This is a genomic window from Peteryoungia aggregata LMG 23059 (genome assembly GCF_030814435.1).
Lineage (GTDB): Bacteria > Pseudomonadota > Alphaproteobacteria > Rhizobiales > Rhizobiaceae > Allorhizobium > Allorhizobium aggregatum.
This window is the reverse complement of record NZ_JAUSUW010000002.1, coordinates 153,182-176,879: the sequence shown is the minus strand read 5'-3', so window position 1 is coordinate 176,879 and position 23,698 is coordinate 153,182. Positions and strand designations below refer to the sequence as shown.

Sequence of the window (23,698 nt, the reverse complement as noted above, 5' to 3'; positions counted from 1 at the left end):
TGGCACCAACTTGGAGATGCGCGATCAGACGCAGTGAGGCCGTTACACAACGCCTCCGACAACATGTCGATCGCTCTATCACTCCGGTTCGACAGCATTGACTGGGGGCGGCTTCGGCCGCCTCTTTTTTTGTCCTGTGGGGCGTCGGCTCAGCGGCGCTCGTCGAGCGACCGAGACACCAGGATGACCGGAATCAATCCCGCTGCAATGATGATCATCGCCGCCACCGATGCATCCTGGGCCATGCCCCGCGACGCATCCTCGTAGACGAGTGTCGCGAGAGTGTTGAAGTTGAAGGGTCGCAACAGAATGGTGGCGGAAAGCTCCTTCAGCGTCTCGATGAACACCAGCAACGCCGCCGTCAGAACCGCAGGCCGCAGATTGGGCAGCAGCACTTGGCGCAGCGTCTGCAGGCCCGATCGGCCGAGCGTACGGGCCGCCATGTCGAGATGCGGTGAGAGCTTCTGGAACCCGGCATCGATGGTGCCCTCGGCCATCGTCAGGAAACGCACGGTATAGGCATAGACGATCGCAAAGCCGGTGCCAGACAGCAGGAGGCCGGTGGAGATGCCGAAGCTCTGCCGCAACCAGCCGTCCACGGCATTGTCGAAGCTCGCGAGCGGGATCAGCACGCCGATGCCGAGCACGGTGCCGGGAATGCCATAGCCGAGTGAGGCGAGCCGTCCAGCAGCCTTGGCGAGACGGGAGCGATCTGTTCGGGCGGCATAAGAGAGCACGAAGGCGAGGAGGACCGTGATGACGGCCGCAGCCGAAGAGACGAGCGTCGAGTGCCACAACGCATCCAGCAGCCGTGGCTCGAAGAACTCCTCGACCCGCCTGAGCGCGAAGCCGCCGAGCACGAAGACGGGGACCACGAAGCCGACGAGGATCGGAACGAGGCAGAACAGCACGGCCAGCCATGCCTTCATTCCGGTGAGCCGAAGCCGAACCGCATCAGGAACGATTGCCGTTGTCTTGTGACTGCTGAATCGCTGGCGCCGTCGGGCCATCCGCTCGACGACCAGCAGGCCGGCAACGATCAACAGCATCACGCAGGCGATTTGCGCAGCGCCCGCGAGGCTCCCACGGTTGAGCCAGGTATCGTAGACCGAGAAGGTGAGCGTCTGGACGCCAAGATATTCGACCGCGCCGATGTCGTTCAGCGTCTCCATCATCACAAGCGTCAGGCCGATCATGATCGCAGGCCGCGCCATCGGCACCTGGATGCGCGCAAAGACCCGCAAGGGGCTGGAGCCGAGCGTGCGAGCCACATCCGCTGCCGCGCGCCCCTGCATCAGGAACATCGATCTGCAGGCGAGATAGACGTAAGGGTAGAGCACGGCCGACATCACGAGCACCGCACCCGGCAGGGACTTCACGTCGAAGAAGTCGTAGTCGCGCGCCGATGTGAAGCCGAAGACTGCCCGGTAGGCGCTCTGCACCGGTCCGGTGAAATCGAGAAACTCTCCGAAGGCATAGGCAGCGAGATAGGAGGGAATGGCGAGTGGCAGGACAAGCGCTGGAGACAGGAACCGCCTGAATGGGAACTCGCAGGCGGCCACCAGCCAGGCGCACCCGATCCCGACGACTGCCGTCGCGAGACCTGTAAAAAACAGCAGCCAGAAGGTTCTGACCCCCGCCCGCGGGATGACGTTCGTCATCATGTGCCGCCAGTTCTCGGGGTCGGCGGAAAAGCCGATGACGAAGATGGCGGCGATCGGCATGAACACGATCGTGGCGGCGATAAGCGCCGCAATGGTTGAAGATCCGATCCGTTTTCCGGCGGGAGATATGGGATGGGCTGTGCCCGGGCGCGGGAGTATGGACAAGTGGTCGGCCCTTGCAAAAGCGGGAATGGCTCTCCTCTAGCCGAAAGCGACGACGATGGAAACCGCTGCGACTGTCACGCCCCGTTTATCGCCGGAAGAGAACCAGACCTTCCCCGACGAGGCGGAGGCCAAGCCCGCCGATCACCAGGGCTGCCAGACCATCGACCCAAGTCTTCCAACGCAGATAGACGCGCTGTGAGCGAGGGGCCGAAAATGCCAGTGCAACGATCGCATACCATGCAGCCTCGACCGCAAAGATCGCCGGCGGCAAGGCCAGAAGCAGCACAGTTGGTGGATCTGCCGGCATCAGGGCGGCAAAGATACTGGCATAGACGACCGCCGTCTTCGGGTTGCTGACCTGCGTGGCAAAGGCCATGCCGAAGCTGCGCCAGACCGAAGGCCGTTGGCCTAGGCTCTCGCCTTGCGTGTCAGAGAGCGGAACCCGCGCTCCCTGCCAGATCCGGACGCCGAGATAGATCAGATAGAGCCCACCTGCGATTTTCAGCAGAAGGTAGAGCCAGGCCACCTGTTGCAGCAGAGCGACCAGACCAACCAGCGCCAAAGTCGCAAATACGGCGCCACCCAGCCCCATGCCAAGCGCCGATGCCAGCCCATGCAGGCGCGAATGCAGCACGGATGTTCGCGACACCAGGATGAAACTCGGTCCCGGGCTCATCGCCCCGATCGCAATCGCGAACAGGATGCCTGCAAGAATGCCCACGCTCGCCATGACCGATCCTGTTCTTTTTGTTGATTGAGGGAGGCTATCCCCGCAACGGGGGCTTCGCAAGCGCCGAATACCACAGGCACATTCCTCAAAACATGCTGCGCGCCTGCACGAAATCTGCAAATGCCCCAGCCACTCTCCCCGCATGAAAACAGCGCCCCATTCTGAGACCTGCCCCACATTCAAGCTTCCACCACGCGTCTTGAAAGATGGCTGGTGGCTCTTGGAAGACACTCAGTCGACAGCGGATCGCAGCTCCCCATTCCCGCCGCTTCGGCTTTGTGTTTCGAACCCTTCCGAACCCAGGAGCAAGACGTGCTGACCAAATTCCACTCATCGTCTCGACGCGCACAGTCCTCGGCTGTGCTGCTTCTCGGCTTTCTCGTGTTCGCATCCGATGTGCTTGTCTTCCGGCAGGAACCTGGCCTCAATCTCTTTGCCTGGTGTCTTCTCCTTTGCATCTGCATTCTGCTCGTGGCGCGTCCGGCCAGGTTTGCACGGTCTGTTAAATGCGCGCCGTTTGCACTCTGTGCCTTGCTGCCGCTTGTCGAGGCGCCGTCCTGGCCCGCCACGCTTGTCGCAAGCCTCAGCCTGATGATCCTGTCGCTCGTGGCATCCGGCCTCCTGCCGAAAACGCTGCCCTCGATCCCGCCGGTCCTGGCAAGGTTGCTTCTGAAAGTGCCTCTTCGGATGGTCGGGGGCGTGGGGCAAGTCGTCAGATCCGGCGCTATGCCCGGCGCCGCACGCGGGATTGGGACGGAACTGCGCTTCTGGATCCTGCCGCTTGCGATTGGAGCGGTTTTTCTGACGCTCTTCGCCGGCGCCAATCCGCTGATCGAAAAGGCCCTGGCCTCCATCGATCTTGCTGCGCTCTGGTCCCTGATCAATGTCGAGCGCTTGTTTTTCTGGGCCTTCATGGGCGGCATCGCCTGGGTCCTGCTGCGCCCAAAGCTGGCCGGTCGTTGCTGTAGGACCCGGCGCGGCACGGAGCCGAGCCAATCTCGCACCATCATCGGTGAACCGGTGCTGCTGCGCGCCCTGATCCTGTTCAATCTTCTCTTCGCCGTGCAGACAATGCTCGACATGGCCTATCTCTGGGGCGGCGTCGCTCTGCCGGATGGCATGTCCTATGCTGAGTATGCCCATCGCGGCGCCTATCCGCTTGTGGTCACCGCCCTGCTGGCCGCACTCTTCGTTCTTCTGGCTATCCGCCCGGAACGATCCGGATCGGAGGCTTCGCTGATCCGCAAACTCGTCACGCTCTGGATCGTGCAGAACATCCTGTTGTGCATCTCTGCCATCCTGCGGCTCGATCTCTATGTCGAGGCCTATTCCCTGACCGGCATGCGGGTGGCTGCAGGCTTGTGGATGTGTCTTGTGGCCATCGGTCTGGCGCTGATCCTGCTGCGGATTTGGCTGCACAAGAACAATGCCTGGCTGTTTGCGATGAATGCGGCAAGCTTGGCTGTCCTGCTCCTCGGTGTGTCGCTCGTCGATACCGAGGCCTTTGTTGCGCAGTACAATGTCAGCCAGGCCCGCGAACTGGATGGCGATGGATTGCCGCTTGATGCAAACTATCTGGAAAAGCTCGGGCCGAGCGCCCTGCCGGCGATCAACCGCTACCTTGCCCAGCCGCAAATTCGCCAACTTTATCCCTGGAAACATGTGCGCATGCAGGAGATCCGCAGCCATCTTCTGCTGCAATTCCAGAACCGGCCCCGGGACTGGCGCAGTTGGACCTGGCGGGCGCAGCGGCTGGAGAATTATCTGGCGACGCCAGTCACGGTCGAATAGACGGTTGGTGGCGCCGCAAATCCAAATAACCGGTCAGGGACAGGCAGGATGCAGCAGATACTGGTGGTCGACGACGAGCCGCATATCCGCGACGTGATCTGCTTTGCGATCGAACGGGCCGGCATGCGACCCGTGATCGCCCGGTCAGGCTCGGAGGCGTTGACGGCCTTTCGTCGCGCCCGCCCCGATCTCGTCGTGCTGGATGTTGGCCTGCCGGATTTCGATGGCCTGGAAGTGTGCCGGGAGATCCGCAAGACCTCCGCCCTGCCCATTCTCTTCCTCTCGGCTCGTGACGAGGAGATAGACCGTATCCTGGGCCTCGAAATGGGCGGTGACGACTATGTGACCAAGCCCTTCAGTCCGCGCGAGCTGATCGCCCGCATTCGTGCGATCCTGAAGCGCAGTGTCCCTGGTGCCGCTGTAGCCGACCCGAATGCGATTTTGGCTGTCGGAACGGTGACCCTGGATCGGGCCGGACGCGCCGTTGCAGTCGATGGGCATTCCCTGCAGATGACGGCATTGGAATTTAGCATCCTTGAGGCGCTGATGGCGCGGCCGAACATGGTCTTCACCCGCGAGCAGCTCATGCAGGCCGCCTATGGTCCGGGCATGCATGTCGCGGATCGCACCATCGACAGCCATATCCGCAACATCCGCGCCAAGGCCACCCGTGTCTCCTCGGTTCCCGTCGTCACGACGGTCCACGGAGTGGGCTTTCGCTTCAACGCCGGCGGAGACAATTCCTGATGCAGAGGTTGACGATCCGGGACAAATGGCGCCCGCCGCTCGCGCTCGTGATCTACTCGGTCCTGCTCACGGTGATGGCGCTTCCCGTGCTTCTACTCGCCTGGTTTCGACCCACGGCCATCGACATCAAGCCCCTTGCCGCAACGGAACTGGGCGCTCTGCTCGTGGTCCTCGCCTTCACCCTGCTCATCGGCTTCGTGCTGTTGCGGGCAATCAAGGTTCCGCTCGATGCGCTGGTGGCCCGCAGTCGCGAGATCGCCATCCACGGTCGCGAGGCCATCCAGCCGCTCGAAAGCTACGGAACGCGGGAGGTCGCGACGCTCGCCCAGGGGATCTTCGATTTCGCCGGTGATCTCGTCGAACGCACCGATTACGTGCGCACCTTCGCCGCCCATGTGTCGCATGAGCTCAAGTCCCCCCTCACGGCCATCTCCGGTGCCGCAGAGCTGCTGAGGGAAGCCGAGGCCGATGGCGACCCCATGACGCCAGCGCAGCGGCGTCTGTTTCTCGACAACATTGTCTCGGACGCCCGCCGCCTTGATCGACTGCTGGGGCGCCTGCGTGAACTGGCCCATGCCGAAACGCCGGTCGCGAGCGGGTCAACGACCCTTTCCGGAGTGATGGCAATCCTTGCCGATCGCTTCCCCGAACTTCATTTCGCATGGGACGCTGACCAGACGGCAAGCATTCCGTTGCCTGTCGAGGCGGCCGTGATCAGCTTGTCCAACCTTGCCGAGAACGCCCTGCAGCATGGAGCGTCCCGGGTCCGGATCACGCTTCTCGACGATCATGGCCAGCGATTGCTGCGGGTCGAGGACAATGGCTCGGGGATACCGGAACAGAATGCCGAGGCCATCTTCCGCCCCTTCTACACCACACGTGCGGCCGAGGGTGGCACGGGTATGGGGTTGCGGATCGTGGAGGCACTGCTTGCCGTCCATGGCGCGAGGATCGAACTCGACCACGATTACCGCAGCGGCGCCGCGTTCCAGATCACGATGCCGCGCGCCGGCTGACGCTCGCTGGTCTTCGGCGCCTCAATCGGCGAGCACGCGCGGCGAGGGGAAGGTCACTTCGACCAGCGTGCCCTCGTTTGGCGTTGACGAGATCGCAAACTGCGCCCGGTTCGCGTCGACCATGGCCTTTGTGAGCGGCAGGCCGAGGCCTGTGCCCTCGCCACGATTGCGCGGCGTGCCGGTCGAGACCTGGCGGAAAGGTTTCATCGCCTGTTCCAGTTCGCTGCGCGACATGCCGATACCGGTATCGCGGATCCGGAGCACCACGCTGCCATTCGGCTCGTAGGCCGAGGAAACGATGATCTGCCCGCCGGACGGGGTAAAGCGGATGGCATTGGCGAGGATGTTGAGCACGATCTGCTTGATCGACCGCCCGTCCGCCACGACATTCGGGACGGCCTGCGACAGCGCCGTGCGGATGATCACCCGCTGGCTGTTCGCCTGCGGCTGCACGATCGAGACCGCAGCCTGGACCATCTCGTTCAATCCGACGGAGGAGAAGTCGAGCTCCATTTCACCTGCCTCGATCTTCGAGATGTCGAGGAGATCGTTGACGATATCGAGCACGTGGCGGCCGGAGCGTACGATGTCATGGGCGTATTCGCCATAGCGCGGATGCCCGACAGGACCAAAATGCTCGTTGGCCATCATGTCGGCAAAGCCGATGATCGCATTGAGCGGCGTGCGGATCTCGTGGCTCACGCGGGCAAGGAAATCCGTCTTGTGCGCATTCGCCGTCTCGGCGGCACGCTTGGCGTTGCGCAGCTCTTCTTCCGTGCGCTTCCACTGTGTGATGTCGCGGATGACAGCGCAGTAGCCGTTCGAGGAGTTGAGCTTGCCGATCGTCATGAACATCGGCAGGAAACCGCCGGAGGCCTCGCGTCCGATGACTTCGCGCCCGTCGTTCAGCACGCTGGCCACGCCATGGCCGGAAAGACCGTTCAGATAGTCAAGGATCGACTTCTGGCTCTCATGGGCAAACAGCATGACGAACGGCTTGCCGCGCGTTTCCATATCGTCGAAGTTGAACAGCGCGCTCGCGGCCCGGTTCATCGAGCGGATGTCGCCGTCGGAATCGAGGATGACCACGCCGTCGGTCGCGGTCTCGAGGATCGAGCGCAACTCGTCCACCTCGACCTTGAGACGGGCGAGCTCGCCAGCTTGTGCCGGTGTCGAAACCGGAGCGATGGTCTGGACCGGAGGCTCTGGTTCGCTGCGTGCAGCCTCTTCCGGCTGCGCGATCAACGCCAGCATCAGGGCCGTCGTCTCTTCGAAGCGAACCGACTGCAGACGGGCGGTCACCGGCAGCAAACGTTCATCGGCGCAGAGCGCGACCACCTGTCCGGCTTCGTCGCCGGGGGTCTCCAGATCCTGTCGCTGGATCAGCGTCTCAAGTCCTCCGGCGCGCTCCAGCTCGTCGAGCGTCTTGTAACCGGTGAGATTGAAGAATTCGGGATTGGCGTGGATCAGCCGGTCGCCGACATGCACCAGCAGCGCGACAGGCATCAGATCGATGATCTCGGCGGTCAGGCTGCGCTCGCGCTTGGCCGTGATCCGCTCCGTCGGCATGTCCGGCGGCGTCAGCCCGACGAGCGGCTCCGGCTTGGTCGGCTCGCTCTGGACTGGCGGGGTCTCAGGCGTACTGTCGACCTGAGACCTGTCGTCGATCTGCTTTTCCGGAGCCTGCGGCGCGGGGCGCAGGGCCGCGGGCTCTGAAGGGTTCAGGGATTGCTCGACCCGCGCACGCAGACCGAGTGGGTCGAGCTTGCGTGCGATCTCGTTGAACGCCGCCTGTTCGCCAGGGGTCAGGCTGTCGCGATTGCGGGTCCGGTGCTCCTCGAGCTGCACCACCTTGTCCGGCAGGCTGGGCTTGCGCGGTTCCATGATGCGCAGCACCGGCGGCTCGAAAGTTGCCGGGCGCTCAACGGGCAGTTCGTTCTCCTGGGGCTGTTCGAGGTCTTCGGTCTCGCCGTCATCGCCATCGCCATCAATCGCGTCGATGTCCTCGTCGCCCTCTTCGGCCGCGGCATCCAGGAGCCTCGCGTCCAGCGTTTCCTCACCGGCGTCCGCGATCTGTTCCTCGACGAAATCCTCGGGCGGATGGCTCTCGCCCTCGCTGAGCTCGGTCAGAAATTCTTCGAGTTCGTCCTCGCGATCATGATGGGCAGTCTCGTGCATCACGCTGTCGGCTTCGCTTGAGAGCTCTGCCCGGACGAAGGTCATGCCAATCGCATCCGGATCTTCCTGTGCATCGGCGACGCGCACGATACCGAATCCGCGGAAGCCATCGAAGTCGCGATTGCGGGTATAGGTCGGCAGCGCAGCGAGATCGACGGGAACAACCAGCCGCGTTCCCTCGACGGGCCAGTAGATCGTCTTGCCCGACCAGGTGTCACGCTTCTTCAGGAGTTCCCCGATCTTGCCCTCCGGGTCGAGGTTGAACAGTGCGGCGAGATCGGAAAATGCAACACCGTTGATGTCGGCCGCGCGCGGCCCGACCGCCTGGGCGAATTCCGGCGAAACCTCGCTGAAGCGTCCCTCGGCATCGATCTTCCAGACAAAGCGGCTGGCACGGCGGTCCTGGCTGAACACGAACGTCTCGCCAGACTGTGCCATCGCGGCGATCGGCGCCTGTGTGGGTACTTCTGCAGGTGCCGGTGGCTCTGCAGGGGACATCTCCGCCGGCTGCATCGGCACTTCGTCGGCTGTTTGCAATGTGTCTGTGGTCGGATCGACGGTGTCCTCCGCGACGACCTCTCCTGCGTTGTCGTCGTTATCGACACTGTCATAGGCCGGGGTGTCCAGGATAACCGCAGCATCATCCTCGTTAGTCGGGTCCGGTTCCGCCTGCTCGTCGAGCTCGTCCGTGTCGGGTTCGATCTCCTCTATATCACCGAGCGCGGCGATGACGCTGTCAAAGCGCGCTGTCGGCGAGGAGGTCTCCGGACCGTCGACGAATGTCTCGTCTTCGGGATGGTCGGCATCTTCCGTCTCGATCTCGTCTTCGACGGTGTCGTCGGCGCGCACCGGTTCCGCCAAAGCCGTGGGCAGATCGGCATCGGCATCGTCGGAGAAGCCGTCGCTTGGATCCATCTGGCCGAGGATCGTCTCCACGGTGAAGAGCAGATGCAGGGCAGGGGCATCCGAGATCTTGCCGATCGCCGCTGGCAGATAGCCGCGCCCGGTCGGGATCGGCCGCTTGACCAGCCGGTCGGCATCCGCCTCGACCAGGTTGACCAGCATGCGGGCCGTCTGAGGCGTGATGCCGAGGCCGGCAAACCCCTCGGAGCTTGCAATCACGGCGCCGTCGCCATCGATCACGGCCATATGCGTATCGGGATCGTCGAAGCCACTCATCAATTCGCTGGCCAGCAACCGGACGTCACCTGTCGCACGCTTGACCGCTGGCACGGCTAGCAGAATGACGGGCTCGCCCTTGCGCACCGCGATACACTCCAGCGTTGCCGTGACGGGCAGTTTCTGGAAACCGGAGGTGACTCGCAGCATCAGGCTGCGGCTCTCGCCGACCGTCGTCAGTTGCCGAGCCACGGTCTCGATCTGCCGGAAGGTGATGTCGCTGCGAACAGGCCCGTCCTCAAGAAAGTCGTAGATCGATGCAGAGCCGAAGAACTGCGCGCCGGCGCCATTGCACCACAGCGCACGGTCCAGACCCGGCGCAAACAGCGCCAGCGCCTCTCCGCGTGCGAGACGCGGGCGGATGAGGTCGTGCACGGCGACATCGATGAATGGGTATTGAGCGGGCATTCCTGGACCTGTCGCTTCTTGGCCTGCGAACAAATTAACAGATTTTTAATAGCTAGGCAGTGCCCCCGGGTCCAGAAAGAGGGGCCGCTTATCGATTGATAAGGTTAATCCGCCCAGGCTTGAAATATGCAGAAAAACTAATTGTGCGGCGCACAATAATATTGCAATGCACAATAGGAGGTGCTATATGGAGGTCATGAATGAAACAAAGGGTCCCGACGGACCGTGACGAGAGGAAATGCGCCATGAATACCAAGGATATGTTCTCTTTCTCCACCTTCGACCCCTCGAAGATGCAGGAAAGCTTCCGTGACTTCGCCGAAAAGGGCGCAGCCCAGTCGAAGGAAGCCTATGCCAAGATGAAGACTGCGACGGAAGAAGCCACGAAGACCGTGGAAGCCACCGTCCAGACGGCTCAGGCCGGCACGGTCGAACTCGGCCTCAAGGCCATCGACGCCATGCGCACCAATGCCGATCTCTCGCTTTCGCACATGGAAGCGCTTCTCGGCGTGAAGTCGGTTGCCGAGCTGGTCGAGCTGCAGACCGCCTTCATCCGCAAGCAGGCTGAAGTGACGATCGAACAGGCCAAGGCCATCCAGGAAACCGCCAAGAAGGTTGCCGAAACCGTGACCAAGCCGGGCAAGGAAGCTGCCGAAAAGGTCATGTCCTCGCTCAAGGTCGCCTGATCGCCTGACACGACTTTTAAAATCCTCCCAAGGATCTTGGGCCGGGCTTGAGAGCCCGGCCTTTTTCTTATCCCGAGCCTTTTTACGCAATGCGCAGAAAGGGCTTGAAAAAAAATCCGTCTGCTCGTATGTGACCCCTCGACGGCGTCAGCGACGCGGTCATGTGCGGTTGTAGCTCAGTTGGTTAGAGCGCAGGTTTGTGGCACCTGAGGTCGGAGGTTCGAGACCCCCCAACCGTACCATTTTCTCCCTGGTTGATACTGAAGCAATCCGAAGCGCCCGCTTGGCGCGGCCCGTCTGTGTGTCCGCATGCTCTTCAAAGCCTAAAATGCGACCGTTCACGTTAACCTGAAAACAAGGCTTCAGACAGTTCCCGCTTTGAACCTCGACCTTTTGGTGCTCTCACTTGAACCAGATGAGCGGAGGTCCGATGGAACGTCGCAACGAGATAAGACAGCGCTGCGAACTGGATTCGCTGGTCCTGATGTTCGGCTGCCATGTCCGGGGATGGATTTCCGATTGCAGCCCGAAGGGGTTTGGTCTTGTGCTCTCCGAAGGCGTCGAACTTGCGGATCGGGAGCCGCTTGTCCTTTATTGCGACCTGTTCGGTGTTCTGCATGCCGAGATCATCTGGAAGCAGGACGAGAAGATCGGAGCGCGGATACGCAACTGGAAGACGGCAGCGGTCAATAGCCGGATCCGCCCCTACCTCCTGCACCCCTCGAGGATCTGATGATTGAGGCCTTCAGGGTGCCGCGTCGTCACGGATTGCAGAGCGGGCAGTAGGTCGGGTCCGCAACGGCGCCGGGGGATTGCGCGTGGCGCTCCTCCACGCCACAGGAAACACAGCCGAACACATCATGCCGCGGCAGCGATGTCGGACAGCCACAGAGGCTGCAGGGCAGACCGTATTCGGTTCTGACCTTGCCCCAGCCGGGATGGCGGCAATACGTGCAAGGTGTCGACAGGCGCGCCGTCATCTGCCGTCCAACCTCGCCAATCACCACCATTCGCCGGGGATTCATAAAAGCCCGCATGTCGGTCTCGATATGCGCACGTCCGGTCGGGGAGAGCCCGACCGCAGTTTCGATTGCGATTTCGAGATCCGGAACACTGCAGATTCCCTTGGCCACCGGTGCGTTCAGCCGACCCACGGGCGCGACGACTAGGCCCTGCTCCGGAAAGCCGATCCGCCCGAGAAAAGCGTCTGCATCCCCGACCGAAACGGCAGGGCAGTGACCGAATGTTGGCTGCTCGTCGATCCTCATCTCAGCGATTTCGAAGCCCTGCGCCGCATCCACGAACAGTAACAGTTCCCGACCGACCGCGAGCAATGGAATGGTTGGATGGGGGCCATAGGCGCCCTCGCTGGCAAGCGCTGCCTGCAGACCGGTTTCCTGCATGGCGGCTTGCGCCTTGGCCCGTGCCGCCTCCAGCATCGTCCCGGATCGCGGCCGATCCCGGGTGAAGGTCCCGAACTGATCGGTATCGAGGGCCGATGGCAGTACCAGGTCGATACCGATGGCTGCGAACGACGCGGAGAGAGCCCGCTCCTTTCCGTGCATCGTCGCCATGGCCACCCGTCGCGGCAGCACAAAGTCCGAGGCGGACCGACCGTTCGTCATTTTGTCTCCCTGCATCTGTTCCGGGCCGCAGATGTGCCGTCTTCTCTTTCGTGTCGGACCTTCATTGCTTGAGCCGGTCCGTTCCATTGTCGGAGGTGTCGGACAAACGAAATACCCCGCCATGTTGCCATGACGGGGTTTCAAAGCGTGTGACTGTGCCTGTCGTCAGGCGCGTGTCACGTCCTTCACCCAGCCATGTGTATCCGCCACGGAACCGCGCTGGATGCCGGTGAGCTGGGTGCGCAGCTTTTCCGTTTCGATCCCCGTGCCGGCATTGCCGATGACAAATTCGCCGCCCGGATGGCGCACGGTACCGATCGCAGCAACAACGGCGGCCGTGCCGCAGGCAAAGGCCTCGCGCAGTCTGCCGCTGCGGGCATCCGCCATCCATTCGTCGAAGGAATAGGGGCGCTCGATGACCTTCAACCCGTTGTCACCGGCAAGCTTGATGATCGAGTTGCGCGTGATGCCCGGCAGGATCGTGCCGGACAGTGGTGGGGTCACCACCGTGCCGTCATCCATGACGAAGAAGACATTCATGCCGCCCAGCTCTTCGATCCACTTGTGCTCGGCGGCATCAAGGAAGACGACCTGGTCGCAGCCACGGCTCGACGCTTCCTTCTGGGCGAGAAGGCTGGCCGCATAGTTGCCGCCGCACTTGGCAGCACCCGTGCCCCCGGGGGCTGCGCGCGTATAGTGCTCGCTGACCCAGAGCGTCACCGGCTTGCTGCCGCCCTTGAAATAGGGACCAACAGGAGAGGCGATGACGCAGAAAACGTATTCGCGCGACGGGCGAACGCCGAGGAAGGCTTCGCTGGCAAACATGAAGGGGCGCAGATAAAGGCTGCCTTCGCCTTCCGGAACCCACTTGGCGTCGATCTTGACCAGTTCCTCGACCGCCTTCAGGAAAAGCTCTTCCGGCACGTCAGGCATCGCCATGCGCTCGGCGGAACGGTTGAAGCGGCGGGCATTTTCTTCCGGGCGGAAGAGCGTGATGCGGCCATCCGCACCCTTATAGGCCTTCATGCCTTCGAAGATTTCCTGGGCGTAGTGCAGCACGCTTGCGGCCGGATCGACCTGGAAGGGCTTGCGGGCCGAGACTTCCGCACCGTGCCAGCCCTTGTCGACATGCCAATGCACCACGGCCATGTGGTCGGTGAACAGCGTGCCGAAGCCGAGGTTTTCGAAAGCCTTCAGCCGCTCCGCTTCCGGCATGGGCGAGGCATTCGCGACGATCTTGAAGTCGGTGAGTGCGGTATTCGTGGTCATGGAGAGCCTATGCCTGAGATGTTCACGGTGTCGCTGGCCGCGCCTCGGATCTTGGACGGCGACCGGTGCCGTCGTTTGTCCAGTTTGACGGTGGTTTGTCAACTGAAACCATGCAATCGCGATGCAGCAAAACGCCTCCTTTACAGGGGCAAAGGCCGCCTCAGGCGGTCAGCAGGTTGAACAGGAACCAAAGGCCCGCAAGCGAGATGGCAGCCCCCAGCGCCTGCACCAAACGCCCGCCACCGATCGGCTTCAGCGCTGCCCCGATCGCAATGCCGATCACATGGATGACACCGGTCGAAACGACGAAGCCGACGGTGAAGGCCGCCGGGTCGCTGGCGCGGGGCGCAAGCACCCCATGCGGATAACCATGCATCAGCGCGAAGGCGGCAATCAGCATCAGCGCCGCCCATTCCGGTGCGCGCCAGGCTGCGGCGATCGCCCCGCCGAGAACGATAACCGAAACGGCGATCCCGTATTCGATCGGCTGGTCGGGGAGAACGCCGGTCATGCCGATGATGCCGCCGACACACATGATCATCGGAAATGTCGCCGGCAGGGTCCAGACCGATCGCCCGCCCATCTGCGCACCCCAGAGCCCGACCGCCAGCATGGCAAGCAGGTGGTCGAAACCGGCCAGCGGATGGCCGAAGCCGGAGCCGAATCCGCCCAGCGGTCCGTCCATCACATGCGCCGAGGCCGGCGATGCGGACGAGAGCACGAGGACCATCAGCACCGCAATCGCGGCCCTGGGTCCCGCAAGGATCGATAGGCTTCGCACTCGTGTCATCGGTTTCGTCTCTCCGCTGTCGCATCGCCCGGATCAGGCACAGCACCCCAACCGTCGGGCGCAACCCTTCCCCTACAATTTCGACCGATTCGGATAAAGTCGTGGCGGGATCGCACGTGCCTGACCGTTTGCGACCGAAAGAAGCACAGCGCACTTGCCTGTCTTTCGAATGGCAGCCCGACGGGCCCGTCTGGGCGGCCCACCGGGCTGTCATCGCACTCACTTGTCGATGAAGGCCCGGACGGCGGCGTTGTATCCGGCGGGATCCTGCAGCATGGCAAAGTGGCTGGCATCCTTCAGAATGACGAGTTCGGCGCCGGGAATGGTCTTGGCGAGATACTCGGTATGCTCAAGGGTAATCGCCTCGTCATGATCGCCGAGAACGATTGCCGTCGGGGTCTTGATCGTCTTCAACTGGTCATCCGTCCAGTTGGGTTCGGTCGACCACATCTCGCTGATCTGGGTAACGAAGGCATCGAACTGGTCCGGCGTCGGGGAGACCTTCGCATAGATCTTGCCGCTATTGTCGATATAGGTCGCGAAGGTCTTGTTCTCCATCACGTCCGGCTTCACGCCGTCGATCTTCGAGTTGGCGGCCTGGGCGAACAGGCTTGTCAGCCGCTCGGGATGTTTCATCGCGATATCGAGGCCGATGATGCCGCCATCGCTCCAGCCCACCAGCACGACCTTGTCGACTTTCAGAAAGTCCAGCAGGGCGAGGTAGTCGGACGCCATCAGGTCGTAACCGAAGCGGGCATCGCTCCGCGTCGAGCGACCGTGTCCGCGACTATCGGCGACGATCACCATGTGGTCCTTGGAAAGGTCACTGACCTGATTGGCCCAGATATCGGCATAGCCGAGGCCGCCATGGATGAGGAGCACCGGCTTGCCGGTGCCGTAGACCGCATAATACATCTCGATACCGTTGACAGGCGCCGTCCCGCTCTGGGTGGCAGCCGGCATCGCGGGCGGCTCCGGCAAGGTTTGCCAGCGCTCTTCGGCACCGGCAGACCCGGCGAGGAACATGCTGCCGGCGACCGCCGCCGTCTTCAACCAATCGGTCATATGCATCGAAAATCCCCTTCGCTCTTGCGCTCTTTGTTTTGTTGAGGCTCAATCTTTGATGGTCAGACGTGAAGGATAGCCAGCGGCAACGGCGGGTCGTTAGCCGTTTTGCGCAGAAGGAGGAGCGGACATGTCTGATCAAATCCGCCATTCCGACGGGCTTTTTCACGAGCGCAGCTTTGACGACATCGATCGGCAGGCCGCCGAACTCTCTGGCTATGATCAGTCCTACCGACAGATGAGCAAGGGCCGCTTTTCCGGTCGGTTTTCCTCGCTTGTCCTGCCCGGCCACGAGGGCGTTCACATCGAACGTGTCAATCAGGTCATCGAGCAGACGGCCGCCGTTCCCCGTGGCCAGATCGCCGCCCTCTTTCTTCTCTCAGGCCAGGCGCTCTGTCGGCTGGGCAGCCTCGATTTTGCCATGGGCGACATGGCGCTCTTCGGGGAGGGCGCCGAGATCCAGTTTCGCAACGCGCTCGATACGGTGGTCTGTGTTGTCTCGCTCTCTGTCGATCGCCTGGTGGGACGATGGCCGGAGGGCGACCAGCGCCTCGGTCAAGGTGGCAGCCTGATGGTTCGTCAGGGTCGTAGCCCCATCCCTGGAATTGTCGCGACCGCCGCTCGAACGATGGAAGATGGGCGTCAGCGGGGCGACCTGAAGGCGGCACCTTTGATTGACCGCCTGGGGCTGCGTCTGGAGGATGAGGTTCAAAAGCTCCTCTCCGGTGAGCCGCCGAACAAGCAGGACCCTGCGGGCGCCCCGCCCCACCGCCGCGTTTTTGCCCAGGCAATGCGTATCGTGGAAACAAATCTCGATCGGGATTTGCCGGTTTCGCGGCTGGCGAGTGATGTCGGCGTCAGCCGGCGGGCGCTGGAATATGCCTTTCACGAGGCCGTCGGCCTCGGCCCCGCCCACTACATCCAGCGTCGACGGCTCAATGCCGTTCGACAGGCCCTGTCGGGTGAGGGGCCGGTAACGATCGGTGATGTCACCGCCCGCTTCGGCATCTGGCATCTCAGCCGCTTCGCCAGCCAGTACCGGGACCTCTTCGGTGAACTGCCGTCCGAGACACTGCGTCGGACCCATCGTTGATCGCCTGCGTGCAAGGCTTCAACCGAAGATCACTCGATCCTTATCCACCGCATCCTGCAGGAATTGCACGACCGCGCGAACCCGCACCAGCTCGCGCGCGCTCTCATGGAAGGTTGTCCAATAGGCGCGCCGAAGCGTCACCTCCGGCATCACCCGCACGAGGCTCTCATGCTGGCGGGCAATATAGCTGTGCAGGATGCCGATGCCCGCACCCGCCAGCACCGCCTCCGTCTGGCCAATGGCGGATGAGATCTCGAAGCCCGCGTTCCAGTCGCGCATCACCTCGCCGGTGAAATTCAGCGATGGCGTGAAGATCAGGTCCTCGACATAACCGACCCGCCGATGCGCCTTCAGTTCCTCCGGCGTTGCCGGCAAGCCGTTCGCCTCGACATAACCCTTCGAGGCATAGAGCCCGAGTGTGTAATCGACGAGCTTCGAGGAGACGAGCCGCCCCTGATCCGGTCGCTCCAGGGTCACGGCAATATCCGCCTCGCGTTGCGACAGCGAAAACGAGCGCGGCACCGGCACCAGCTGGATCTTGAGTTCCGGATGCCGCTCGATCAGGGCTCCCAGCCGCGAGGCAAGGAAGAACACGCCGAAACCATCCGGCGCGCCGATGCGCACCGTGCCGGCGACCTGCGTGTCGGTCCGCCCAAGCCTGGCCTGCACCTCCAGCATTTCCGTTTCCATGCGCTCGGCGGAGGCGAGAAAGGCTTCGCCCTCGGCGGTCAGCTCGCAGCCATTGGTGCGGCGGATGAAGAGCCGCGTCTTGAGCGCCGTCTCCAGCGCCGTCAGCCGGCGCGACAGCGTGGCGTGATTGAGGCCCAGACGTCTCGAGGCAGCCAGGATCTGGCCGGTGCGCGCCACGGCGAGAAAGATGCGAACGTCATCCCAGTTCATGCCAAGGCCTCCTCCGTTTCGTCGCTTAGGGGATCACGCATCGAAGCCATGCGCGCCGCTACTCAAGCCCAGCATGTCCATCCGCCTGTCGAAGTTACCGGCGATGTCCGAGAGCTTGAGCGTCGCAAACCGCGAGAGCAACAGTGCCTCGGCCTCCCGCCGCGCATCCTCGAGGGCCTCGTTGACTGATAGCTCCACAAGGCAGCCTGGATGGTCAGACGCGCTGACGAGGCAGAAGAGTTCCGGTCGCTCAAGCGCCTCATAGACATCGAGCAGACTGATCTCGTCCAGGCTCTTGGTGAGCTTCCACCCGCCGCCATGCCCCTTCTCGGATTGCACATAGCCGCGCTCGCGCAGTCCCGCCATTGTCCGGCGAACGACCACGGGATTGGTGTTGAGCATCTTGGCGATCATCTCCGACGTTGCCGCTTGCTTGCGACGTCCGAGATGGATCAGCACATGCAGCATGCGGGACAGGCGGCTATCCCCGCGCATCGGCGTTTTCTCCCTTGTTGCCTTATCCGTAGCCCAGCCAGCGTCATGCAACAAGTCAAGTTACATCACTTGACGGAGGCGCGTCACGTAACTTAATAAGATACATAACATCAAAAGTTACATGAAAGGGTCTCTCATGAAGTGTGATGCCGTCGTCGTGGGTGGAAGTTTCGCCGGTCTCTCGGCCGCCATGCAGCTCACCCGCACCCGCCGCAATATCCTGCTCGTCGATGCGGCGCGCCCGCGCAATCGGTTCGCCGAAGCCTCTCATGGCTTCCTCGGACAGGATGGAGTGGCACCGTCGGAGATCCGCCGCCGGGCTCTGGAGCAGCTTACCCGCTATCCGAACTTCACCCTTCTGGAAGGGGAGGCTCAGAGCGCGGAACGCTGCCTGGGCGGGTTCAGGGTCGGCATGGCCGACGGCCGCTTTGTCGAGGCACAGGTTCTCGTGCTTGCTCTCGGTGTCACCGATACCCTCCCGTCGATCCTGGGCCTCACCGAGCGCTGGGGCCTGACGGTCCTGCATTGCCCCTATTGCCATGGCTACGAAATCGGCGGCGGCCCGATCGGCATCCTCGCCTCGTCGCCGCTTGCGGCCCATCAGGGCAGCATCCTGCCGGATTGGGGCCGCACGACCATGTTTGTCGAACCCGGGGTAACCTGCGACGAAGAACAACAGGCCATGCTCGCCGCGCGAGGTGTCACGATCGAGACCGAACGCGTCGTGGAGCTGATCGGCGAAGGGCAGGGGCTTGAAGCCGTTCGCCTGGCTGACGGACGCATCGTGGAAATAAACGCCCTGTTTGCCCAGTCAAAGGTGTCCATCGCCTCGCCGTTGGCATCTCAGTTCGGCCTTGAACTGGAAGAGGGGCCGCAAGGTTTTCACATCAAGGTCCATATGGGCTGCACCAGCGAGCCCGGGGTATTTGCAGCCGGCGACGCGGCAAGTCCTATGCACAATGCAACGCTCGCCAGCGCATCGGGCGTGATGGCCGGCATTTCGGCCCATCGTGCCTTGGTCGAGGCCTCCCTATGGGAATGAGGAAACCATCGTGCATCAATCCACGCACAACAGATGCGTAAATCATCGCGTTGATTTGTAGAAATCAAAGCGCATACTGCCTCCACAACAATCCAGGAGGACACCCATGTATCAGGTAGGCCATTTCATCGGCGGCAAGCATGTCGCCGGCACTTCGGGCCGCAAGCAGGCCATCTTCAATCCGGCTACCGGCGAAGTGCAGGGCGAAGTTTCGCTCGCCAGCGCCGAGGAGCTGAATGCAGCGGTTGAAAACGCCAAGGCAGCTCAGGCCAAGTGGGCCGCCACCAATCCGCAGCGCCGCGCCCGCGTTTTTATGAAGTTCGTCCAGCTCTTGAACGACAACATGGATAGCCTCGCCGAGACCCTCTCGCGCGAACACGGCAAGACCATCGAAGACGCTAAGGGCGATATCGTCCGTGGTCTGGAAGTCTGCGAGTTCGTCATCGGCATCCCGCATCTGTCGAAGAGCGAATTCACCGAAGGTGCTGGCCCGAACATCGACATGTATTCGATCCGCCAGGCTGTCGGCATCGGCGCGGGCATCACGCCGTTCAACTTCCCGGCCATGATCCCGATGTGGATGTTTGCCCCGGCAATCGCCTGCGGCAACGCCTTCATCCTGAAGCCCTCGGAGCGCGATCCGTCCGTGCCGATCCGCCTGGCCGAACTGATGATCGAGGCCGGTCTCCCAGCCGGCATCCTCAACGTCGTCAACGGCGACAAGTCCGCCGTCGACGGCATCCTGACCCATCCTGATATCTCGGCCGTCTCCTTCGTCGGCTCGACCCCGATCGCCCGTTACGTCTATGGAACGGCCGCGATGAACGGCAAGCGCGCCCAGTGCTTCGGCGGCGCCAAGAACCACATGATCATCATGCCGGACGCCGATCTCGATCAGGCCGCCCAGGCGCTGATGGGTGCCGGCTACGGTTCTGCCGGCGAGCGCTGCATGGCGATCTCGGTTGCCGTTCCGGTCGGTGAAGAAACCGCCAACCGCCTGATCGAGAAGCTGACCCCGATGGTCGAATCCCTGCGCATCGGCCCCTACACCGATGACAAGGCCGATCTCGGTCCTGTTGTCACCAAGGAAGCCCAGGCCCGCATCAAGGGCTTGATCGATAGCGGCGTCGAAGCCGGCGCCAAGCTCGTCGTCGATGGTCGCGACTTCAAGCTCCAGGGCTACGAGAACGGCTACTTCGTCGGTGGCTGCCTCTTCGACCACGTCACGCCCGACATGGACATCTACAAGACCGAAATCTTTGGACCCGTCCTCTCGGTCGTCCGCGCCAAGACCTATGAGGAAGCCCTCGATCTGCCGATGAAGCATGAATACGGCAATGGTGTCGCGATCTACACCCGCGACGGCGACGCTGCCCGTGACTTCGCCTCGCGCATCAACATCGGCATGGTCGGCATCAACGTGCCGATCCCGGTTCCGCTCGCCTACCACTCCTTCGGTGGCTGGAAGTCCTCGTCCTTCGGCGATCTCAACCAGCACGGCACGGACTCGATCAAGTTCTGGACCCGCACCAAGACGGTGACCAGCCGTTGGCCGTCCGGCATCAAGGACGGTGCCGAATTCGTCATGCCGACGATGAAATAAGCGAAGAAATAAATCGATCACATTTGCGCCACCCCGTCGCAAGGCGGGGTGGCGTTCTCTTGCCAGCATGAAACCGGCTGCTAGCTTGTCTCCGAGGGGAGGGCTGATCATGCCGAAAAAGAAGATCCATACCGGCGGTTGCCTTTGCGGGGCAGTGCGCTTCGAGGCCGATGCGCCGGCGGGGCGGCCACACACCTGTTCCTGCAAGATGTGCCAGCGCCATACGGGAAGCCTCACGGCAACCTGGGTTGAGTTTCCGCGTGACGCTGTTCGTTGGGTCGGTCCTGCAGGCGCCCCGGCCACATGGCGCTCCTCCGACTTTTCCTCGCGCGCCTTCTGTTCGACCTGCGGCTCTTCGCTCGGCGCGATCGACGACCAGCCGACGGTGGCTCTTCTGCTCGGCAGCTTCGATCGCACCAGCGCTCAGGATCTCAAACCCACCTATCATTCCTACAAGGGTGGTCGCCCGAAATGGTGGTGCATCGAAATCCGCGAGGCTTGAAACTCGGCGGCACAAGTGTCCAAGCGCACTTGAGTGGATGACGGTCTCGTGATCAATGTGCGGGGTGTTGCGGGGGATTGCGACGCGCGCGATTTGTTTTCATGAGGGACTTTTCATGCAACAGGCAGTTTTCGGCCGCACGGACAGTTTGCGCCGCGGCGAATTTCGCGGTAGCGCGGGTGAGTATTTCGGGATCTGGATCGTCAACATCCTGCTGACCATCATCACGGTTGGCATCTATTCAGCCTGGGCCAAGGTCCGGCGCAACCGCTATTTCTACGGCAACTCTTTCATTGACGGCCACTCCTTCGATTACCACGCCCGTGGCCTGCAGATCTTCATCGGCCGTGCCATCGTCTTTGGTTACATCATCGCCTACAATGTGCTTTTGACCTTCAGCCCGATCGCTGGCGGCATCCTGGCGCTGCTGATGCTTGTCTTCCTGCCTTGGATCGTCATGCGCAGCCTGCGCTTCAACGCCCGCGTCACGAGCTATCGCAACATCCGCTTCGACTTTGTCGGCAAGACCTGGGGCGCCTTCGTCGCGATCATCTTCGGCGGTCTCCTCGCCTTTTTCTCGCTCGGGCTTCTGGCACCCTTCGCCAGCCGCTGGCTCTATCGCTACATCTTCAACAACCTGCGTTACGGCGACCGCGCCTTCGAGACCGATCCGAAGATTGGCGCGCTCTACCGCGTCTGGCTGCCTGCTTTCCTGCTGATGCTGGTGGGGGCTGTCGTCGGCGGCTTTCTCGGCGTGATGGCCTATTACGGTGCGGTACAAAGCGCCGACACGAGCACGGATCCGGAACTGAATCTCATTCTCGGCATCTACGGCGCACTGGTCCCGGCGCTCGTTCTCTGGGGCGTTGCCGCGATCTTCTACCGCATCGGCGTACGCAACGTGGTGATGAACTCAGCCCGCTTCGACACCCGCCATTCCCTCTTTTCGGATCTTGGCCGCCTGCGCTACTTCTGGATCGTCATCTCCAACCTTGTTGTCACCGTCCTCACCCTCAGCCTGATGCGCCCCTGGGCCGCGGTCCGCGAGCACCGCTATGTGATCGAGCATTCCGGCATCCTGGTCGATGGCGAACTCGATGATGTGGTATCCTCGATGCAGGCTTCCGGTTCTGCCGTCACGGCAGAATATCTCGACCTTGAAGGGTTCGACTTTGGCTTCTGACGAAAAGCCCATCGCCTCTGGCCACTGGCATCCGCCCGGCTCCAGCCGCGCGGAGCCAGCCGTCCTGCTGGGCGAGAGCAAAACGCTCTATGTCCGGCTGGCTGCAGGGGGCGATTCTGTCTCTATCGGAGATCTGGCCCGGACGGAGATATCCGCCCGGGTCGGTCGCATTCCGCGCAGGATCAGTTTTGTCGACGGCTCGTTGTTCGAGACCGAAGACAACGATGCCGTCGATCTCTGGCTGAAAAGGCATGGGAAAAGCGGCTTCGTCCACGAGTTGGAGCGCTTCCATCCGCGGCTGATCGCATTCGTGCTTGCCGTCTTCCTGTTTGCCGGCCTGATCTATCGTTATGCGGTGCCGGCGCTGGTCGAGGTGGCCGTTCTGGTGACACCGCCGGCGGTCACCCAGTGGATGGCGAGCGGCACCCTGCTGTCGCTCGATCAGGTGGTTTTCAATGAAAGCAGACTGCCCGAGAGCCGGCATAAGGAGATCCGCGAGGCTTTCGACCAAGTGGCTGCGCTTTCCTCCCGTGGCGTGGCTGGCTACAACCTCAATTTCCGCCAGGGCGGCCCCATCGGCCCGAACGCCTTCGCGCTGCCGGATGGCACGCTCGTCATCACTGACGAACTCATCGAACTCGCCGAGGGCGACATGGACATGATCGTCGGCGTGCTGGCTCACGAGATCGGCCATGTCGAGCGGGAACATTCGCTGCGACAGCTGTATCGGGCCGCCGGTGTAGCCGGTCTCATCATGCTGATCGCCGGTGACGTTGGTGCCGCCGGCGAAGATATCCTGACCAATGGCGCGGCGCTGATGACGCTGTCTCACTCGCGCGATGCTGAGAACGAGGCCGACCGCATCTCGGTGGAACTGATGGCCAGGGCGGGGCGCGACCCCCGCGCCATCGGCCGCTTCTTCGCCCGGCTGGAGGAAAAGCTTGGCCTTGATGGCGAGTCATCCTTCCTCTCGACCCATCCGGGCACCGCAGAGCGTCGTCAGGCGATCGATGATCACGCCAAATCTGTGACGGCGACGCCGGGGACCTGATCGAGGTCAGATCCGGCATGGCCCTTGCCCGCTAAGGTCTCAGGCCTCGGAGAACAGGTCGAGGAACGCATTGTCTTTCAGCGTCCGCAGGACGAAGTCCGAGCGCACCTGCGCGACCTGCGGCTGGATCAGCAGGCGCTCATGCACAAAATTGGAATAGTCTTCGAGGTCGCGCACCCGGACATCCAGCACGTAGTCCGCATCTCCGGAGACCGAGAAGGCCGATTGCACTTCCGGCTGGCGTCCCAGCCAGCGCGAAAACTCCGTATCGCTGTCCTGTCCGTGCATGCGCAGATTGACGCGCAAGATTACCCGCACCTTGAAGCCCAGCTTGCCGGCATTCAGCCTGGCCCGATAGCCTTCCACCAGACCCGCCTCCTCAAGAGCGGATCGTCGCCGGGAGCATTGTGAGGGGGAGAGGTGGACGCGCTCGGACAATTCCCCGTTGGTCAGGGCGCCGTCCTTCTGCAGCGCATCGAGAATGGCGCGGTCGTAACGATCCAGAGGCATGACATC

General features: G+C 62.4%; 21 protein-coding genes and 1 tRNA gene. 12 read left to right on the top strand and 10 right to left on the bottom strand.

Annotation, left to right across the window (positions count from 1 at the left end; genetic code table 11):
* Positions 1-149 precede the first annotated feature (149 nt).
* Both J2045_RS03765 and J2045_RS03760 read right to left on the bottom strand, forming a co-directional pair.
* Positions 150-1,724 carry an ABC transporter permease gene (locus J2045_RS03765; protein WP_307369565.1) on the bottom strand — a complete coding sequence of 525 codons (1,575 nt, stop codon included), beginning with the start codon at positions 1,722-1,724 and terminating at the stop codon, positions 150-152.
* A 190-nt stretch (positions 1,725-1,914) separates the two neighbouring features.
* Positions 1,915-2,559 (bottom strand): LysE family translocator, encoded by a 645-nt coding sequence (locus J2045_RS03760; protein ID WP_307369563.1) that lies wholly within the window; start codon positions 2,557-2,559, stop codon positions 1,915-1,917.
* A 312-nt stretch (positions 2,560-2,871) separates the two neighbouring features.
* On the opposite strand from J2045_RS03760, the gene J2045_RS03755 reads away from it, so the two are divergent.
* The 3 genes from J2045_RS03755 to J2045_RS03745 are packed head-to-tail and all read left to right on the top strand — an operon-like array spanning position 2,872 to position 6,113.
* The gene (locus tag J2045_RS03755) at positions 2,872-4,350 is read left to right on the top strand and encodes a DUF4153 domain-containing protein (RefSeq protein WP_307369561.1); all 1,479 of its coding nucleotides are present in this window, start codon (positions 2,872-2,874) and stop codon (positions 4,348-4,350) included.
* Between the two features lie 48 nt (positions 4,351-4,398).
* Positions 4,399-5,097: a response regulator gene (locus J2045_RS03750; RefSeq protein WP_307369560.1), complete on the top strand. Its 699-nt coding sequence runs from the start codon at positions 4,399-4,401 to the stop codon at positions 5,095-5,097.
* A complete protein-coding gene (locus J2045_RS03745; protein WP_307369557.1) occupies positions 5,097-6,113 on the top strand; it encodes a sensor histidine kinase in 1,017 nt (338 codons plus the stop codon). The genes J2045_RS03750 and J2045_RS03745 overlap by 1 nt, the downstream gene beginning before the upstream one ends.
* Positions 6,114-6,134: 21 nt before the next feature.
* Here J2045_RS03745 and J2045_RS03740 read toward each other — a convergent pair whose 3' ends face one another.
* Entirely contained in the window at positions 6,135-9,878 is a 3,744-nt protein-coding gene (locus tag J2045_RS03740; protein WP_307369555.1) for an ATP-binding protein, read from the bottom strand.
* Between the two features lie 245 nt (positions 9,879-10,123).
* On the opposite strand from J2045_RS03740, the gene J2045_RS03735 reads away from it, so the two are divergent.
* The 3 genes from J2045_RS03735 (at position 10,124) to J2045_RS03725 (ending at position 11,297) form a co-directional block, all read left to right on the top strand.
* Positions 10,124-10,564: a phasin gene (locus J2045_RS03735; protein WP_166600720.1), complete on the top strand. Its 441-nt coding sequence runs from the start codon at positions 10,124-10,126 to the stop codon at positions 10,562-10,564.
* Positions 10,565-10,729: 165 nt separating this feature from the next.
* Positions 10,730-10,806: transfer RNA gene (locus tag J2045_RS03730), tRNA-His, on the top strand.
* Positions 10,807-10,994: 188 nt separating this feature from the next.
* On the top strand, positions 10,995-11,297 hold the full coding sequence (locus tag J2045_RS03725) for a hypothetical protein (protein ID WP_307369553.1): 303 nt from the start codon (positions 10,995-10,997) through the stop codon (positions 11,295-11,297).
* Between the two features lie 28 nt (positions 11,298-11,325).
* On the opposite strand, the gene J2045_RS03720 is transcribed toward J2045_RS03725, so the two are convergent.
* The 4 genes from J2045_RS03720 to J2045_RS03705 form a co-directional block, all read right to left on the bottom strand.
* The gene (locus J2045_RS03720; protein ID WP_307369551.1) at positions 11,326-12,189 is read right to left on the bottom strand and encodes a DUF6671 family protein; all 864 of its coding nucleotides are present in this window, start codon (positions 12,187-12,189) and stop codon (positions 11,326-11,328) included.
* Between the two features lie 165 nt (positions 12,190-12,354).
* Positions 12,355-13,458, bottom strand: coding sequence for a branched-chain amino acid aminotransferase (locus J2045_RS03715; RefSeq protein ID WP_307369549.1), 1,104 nt, complete (start codon positions 13,456-13,458; stop codon positions 12,355-12,357).
* 160 nt (positions 13,459-13,618) lie between these two features.
* Complete coding sequence (locus J2045_RS03710; RefSeq protein WP_307369546.1) at positions 13,619-14,248, bottom strand: HupE/UreJ family protein; 630 nt, start codon at positions 14,246-14,248, stop codon at positions 13,619-13,621.
* A gap of 219 nt (positions 14,249-14,467) precedes the next feature.
* Positions 14,468-15,313, bottom strand: a complete 846-nt coding sequence (locus tag J2045_RS03705; RefSeq protein WP_307370087.1) for an alpha/beta fold hydrolase — start codon at positions 15,311-15,313, stop codon at positions 14,468-14,470.
* A 130-nt stretch (positions 15,314-15,443) separates the two neighbouring features.
* Between J2045_RS03705 and J2045_RS03700 the strand changes: the two genes are divergently transcribed.
* The gene (locus J2045_RS03700; RefSeq protein WP_307369544.1) at positions 15,444-16,406 is read left to right on the top strand and encodes a helix-turn-helix domain-containing protein; all 963 of its coding nucleotides are present in this window, start codon (positions 15,444-15,446) and stop codon (positions 16,404-16,406) included.
* A gap of 18 nt (positions 16,407-16,424) precedes the next feature.
* Here the strand turns inward: J2045_RS03700 and J2045_RS03695 are convergent, their stop codons facing one another.
* Entirely contained in the window at positions 16,425-17,306 is an 882-nt protein-coding gene (locus tag J2045_RS03695) for a LysR family transcriptional regulator (protein WP_307369542.1), read from the bottom strand.
* 33 nt (positions 17,307-17,339) lie between these two features.
* Positions 17,340-17,801: an Rrf2 family transcriptional regulator gene (locus tag J2045_RS03690; RefSeq protein WP_307369540.1), complete on the bottom strand. Its 462-nt coding sequence runs from the start codon at positions 17,799-17,801 to the stop codon at positions 17,340-17,342.
* Positions 17,802-17,937: 136 nt separating this feature from the next.
* Here J2045_RS03690 and J2045_RS03685 point away from each other — a divergent pair, with 136 nt between their 5' ends.
* The 5 genes from J2045_RS03685 (at position 17,938) to J2045_RS03665 (ending at position 23,182) form a co-directional block, all read left to right on the top strand.
* The gene (locus tag J2045_RS03685; protein ID WP_307369538.1) at positions 17,938-18,843 is read left to right on the top strand and encodes an NAD(P)/FAD-dependent oxidoreductase; all 906 of its coding nucleotides are present in this window, start codon (positions 17,938-17,940) and stop codon (positions 18,841-18,843) included.
* A gap of 106 nt (positions 18,844-18,949) precedes the next feature.
* Positions 18,950-20,446 carry a CoA-acylating methylmalonate-semialdehyde dehydrogenase gene (locus J2045_RS03680; protein ID WP_307369534.1) on the top strand — a complete coding sequence of 499 codons (1,497 nt, stop codon included), beginning with the start codon at positions 18,950-18,952 and terminating at the stop codon, positions 20,444-20,446.
* Between the two features lie 109 nt (positions 20,447-20,555).
* Positions 20,556-20,948 (top strand): GFA family protein, encoded by a 393-nt coding sequence (locus tag J2045_RS03675; RefSeq protein ID WP_307369531.1) that lies wholly within the window; start codon positions 20,556-20,558, stop codon positions 20,946-20,948.
* 115 nt (positions 20,949-21,063) lie between these two features.
* A complete protein-coding gene (locus tag J2045_RS03670) occupies positions 21,064-22,131 on the top strand; it encodes a YjgN family protein (RefSeq protein WP_307369528.1) in 1,068 nt (355 codons plus the stop codon).
* The gene (locus J2045_RS03665) at positions 22,121-23,182 is read left to right on the top strand and encodes a M48 family metallopeptidase (RefSeq protein WP_307369525.1); all 1,062 of its coding nucleotides are present in this window, start codon (positions 22,121-22,123) and stop codon (positions 23,180-23,182) included. Before J2045_RS03670 ends, J2045_RS03665 begins: the two co-directional genes overlap by 11 nt.
* A 39-nt stretch (positions 23,183-23,221) precedes the next feature.
* Here the strand turns inward: J2045_RS03665 and J2045_RS03660 are convergent, their stop codons facing one another.
* Positions 23,222-23,692, bottom strand: a complete 471-nt coding sequence (locus J2045_RS03660) for an Lrp/AsnC family transcriptional regulator (RefSeq protein ID WP_307369524.1) — start codon at positions 23,690-23,692, stop codon at positions 23,222-23,224.
* Positions 23,693-23,698 lie beyond the last annotated feature (6 nt).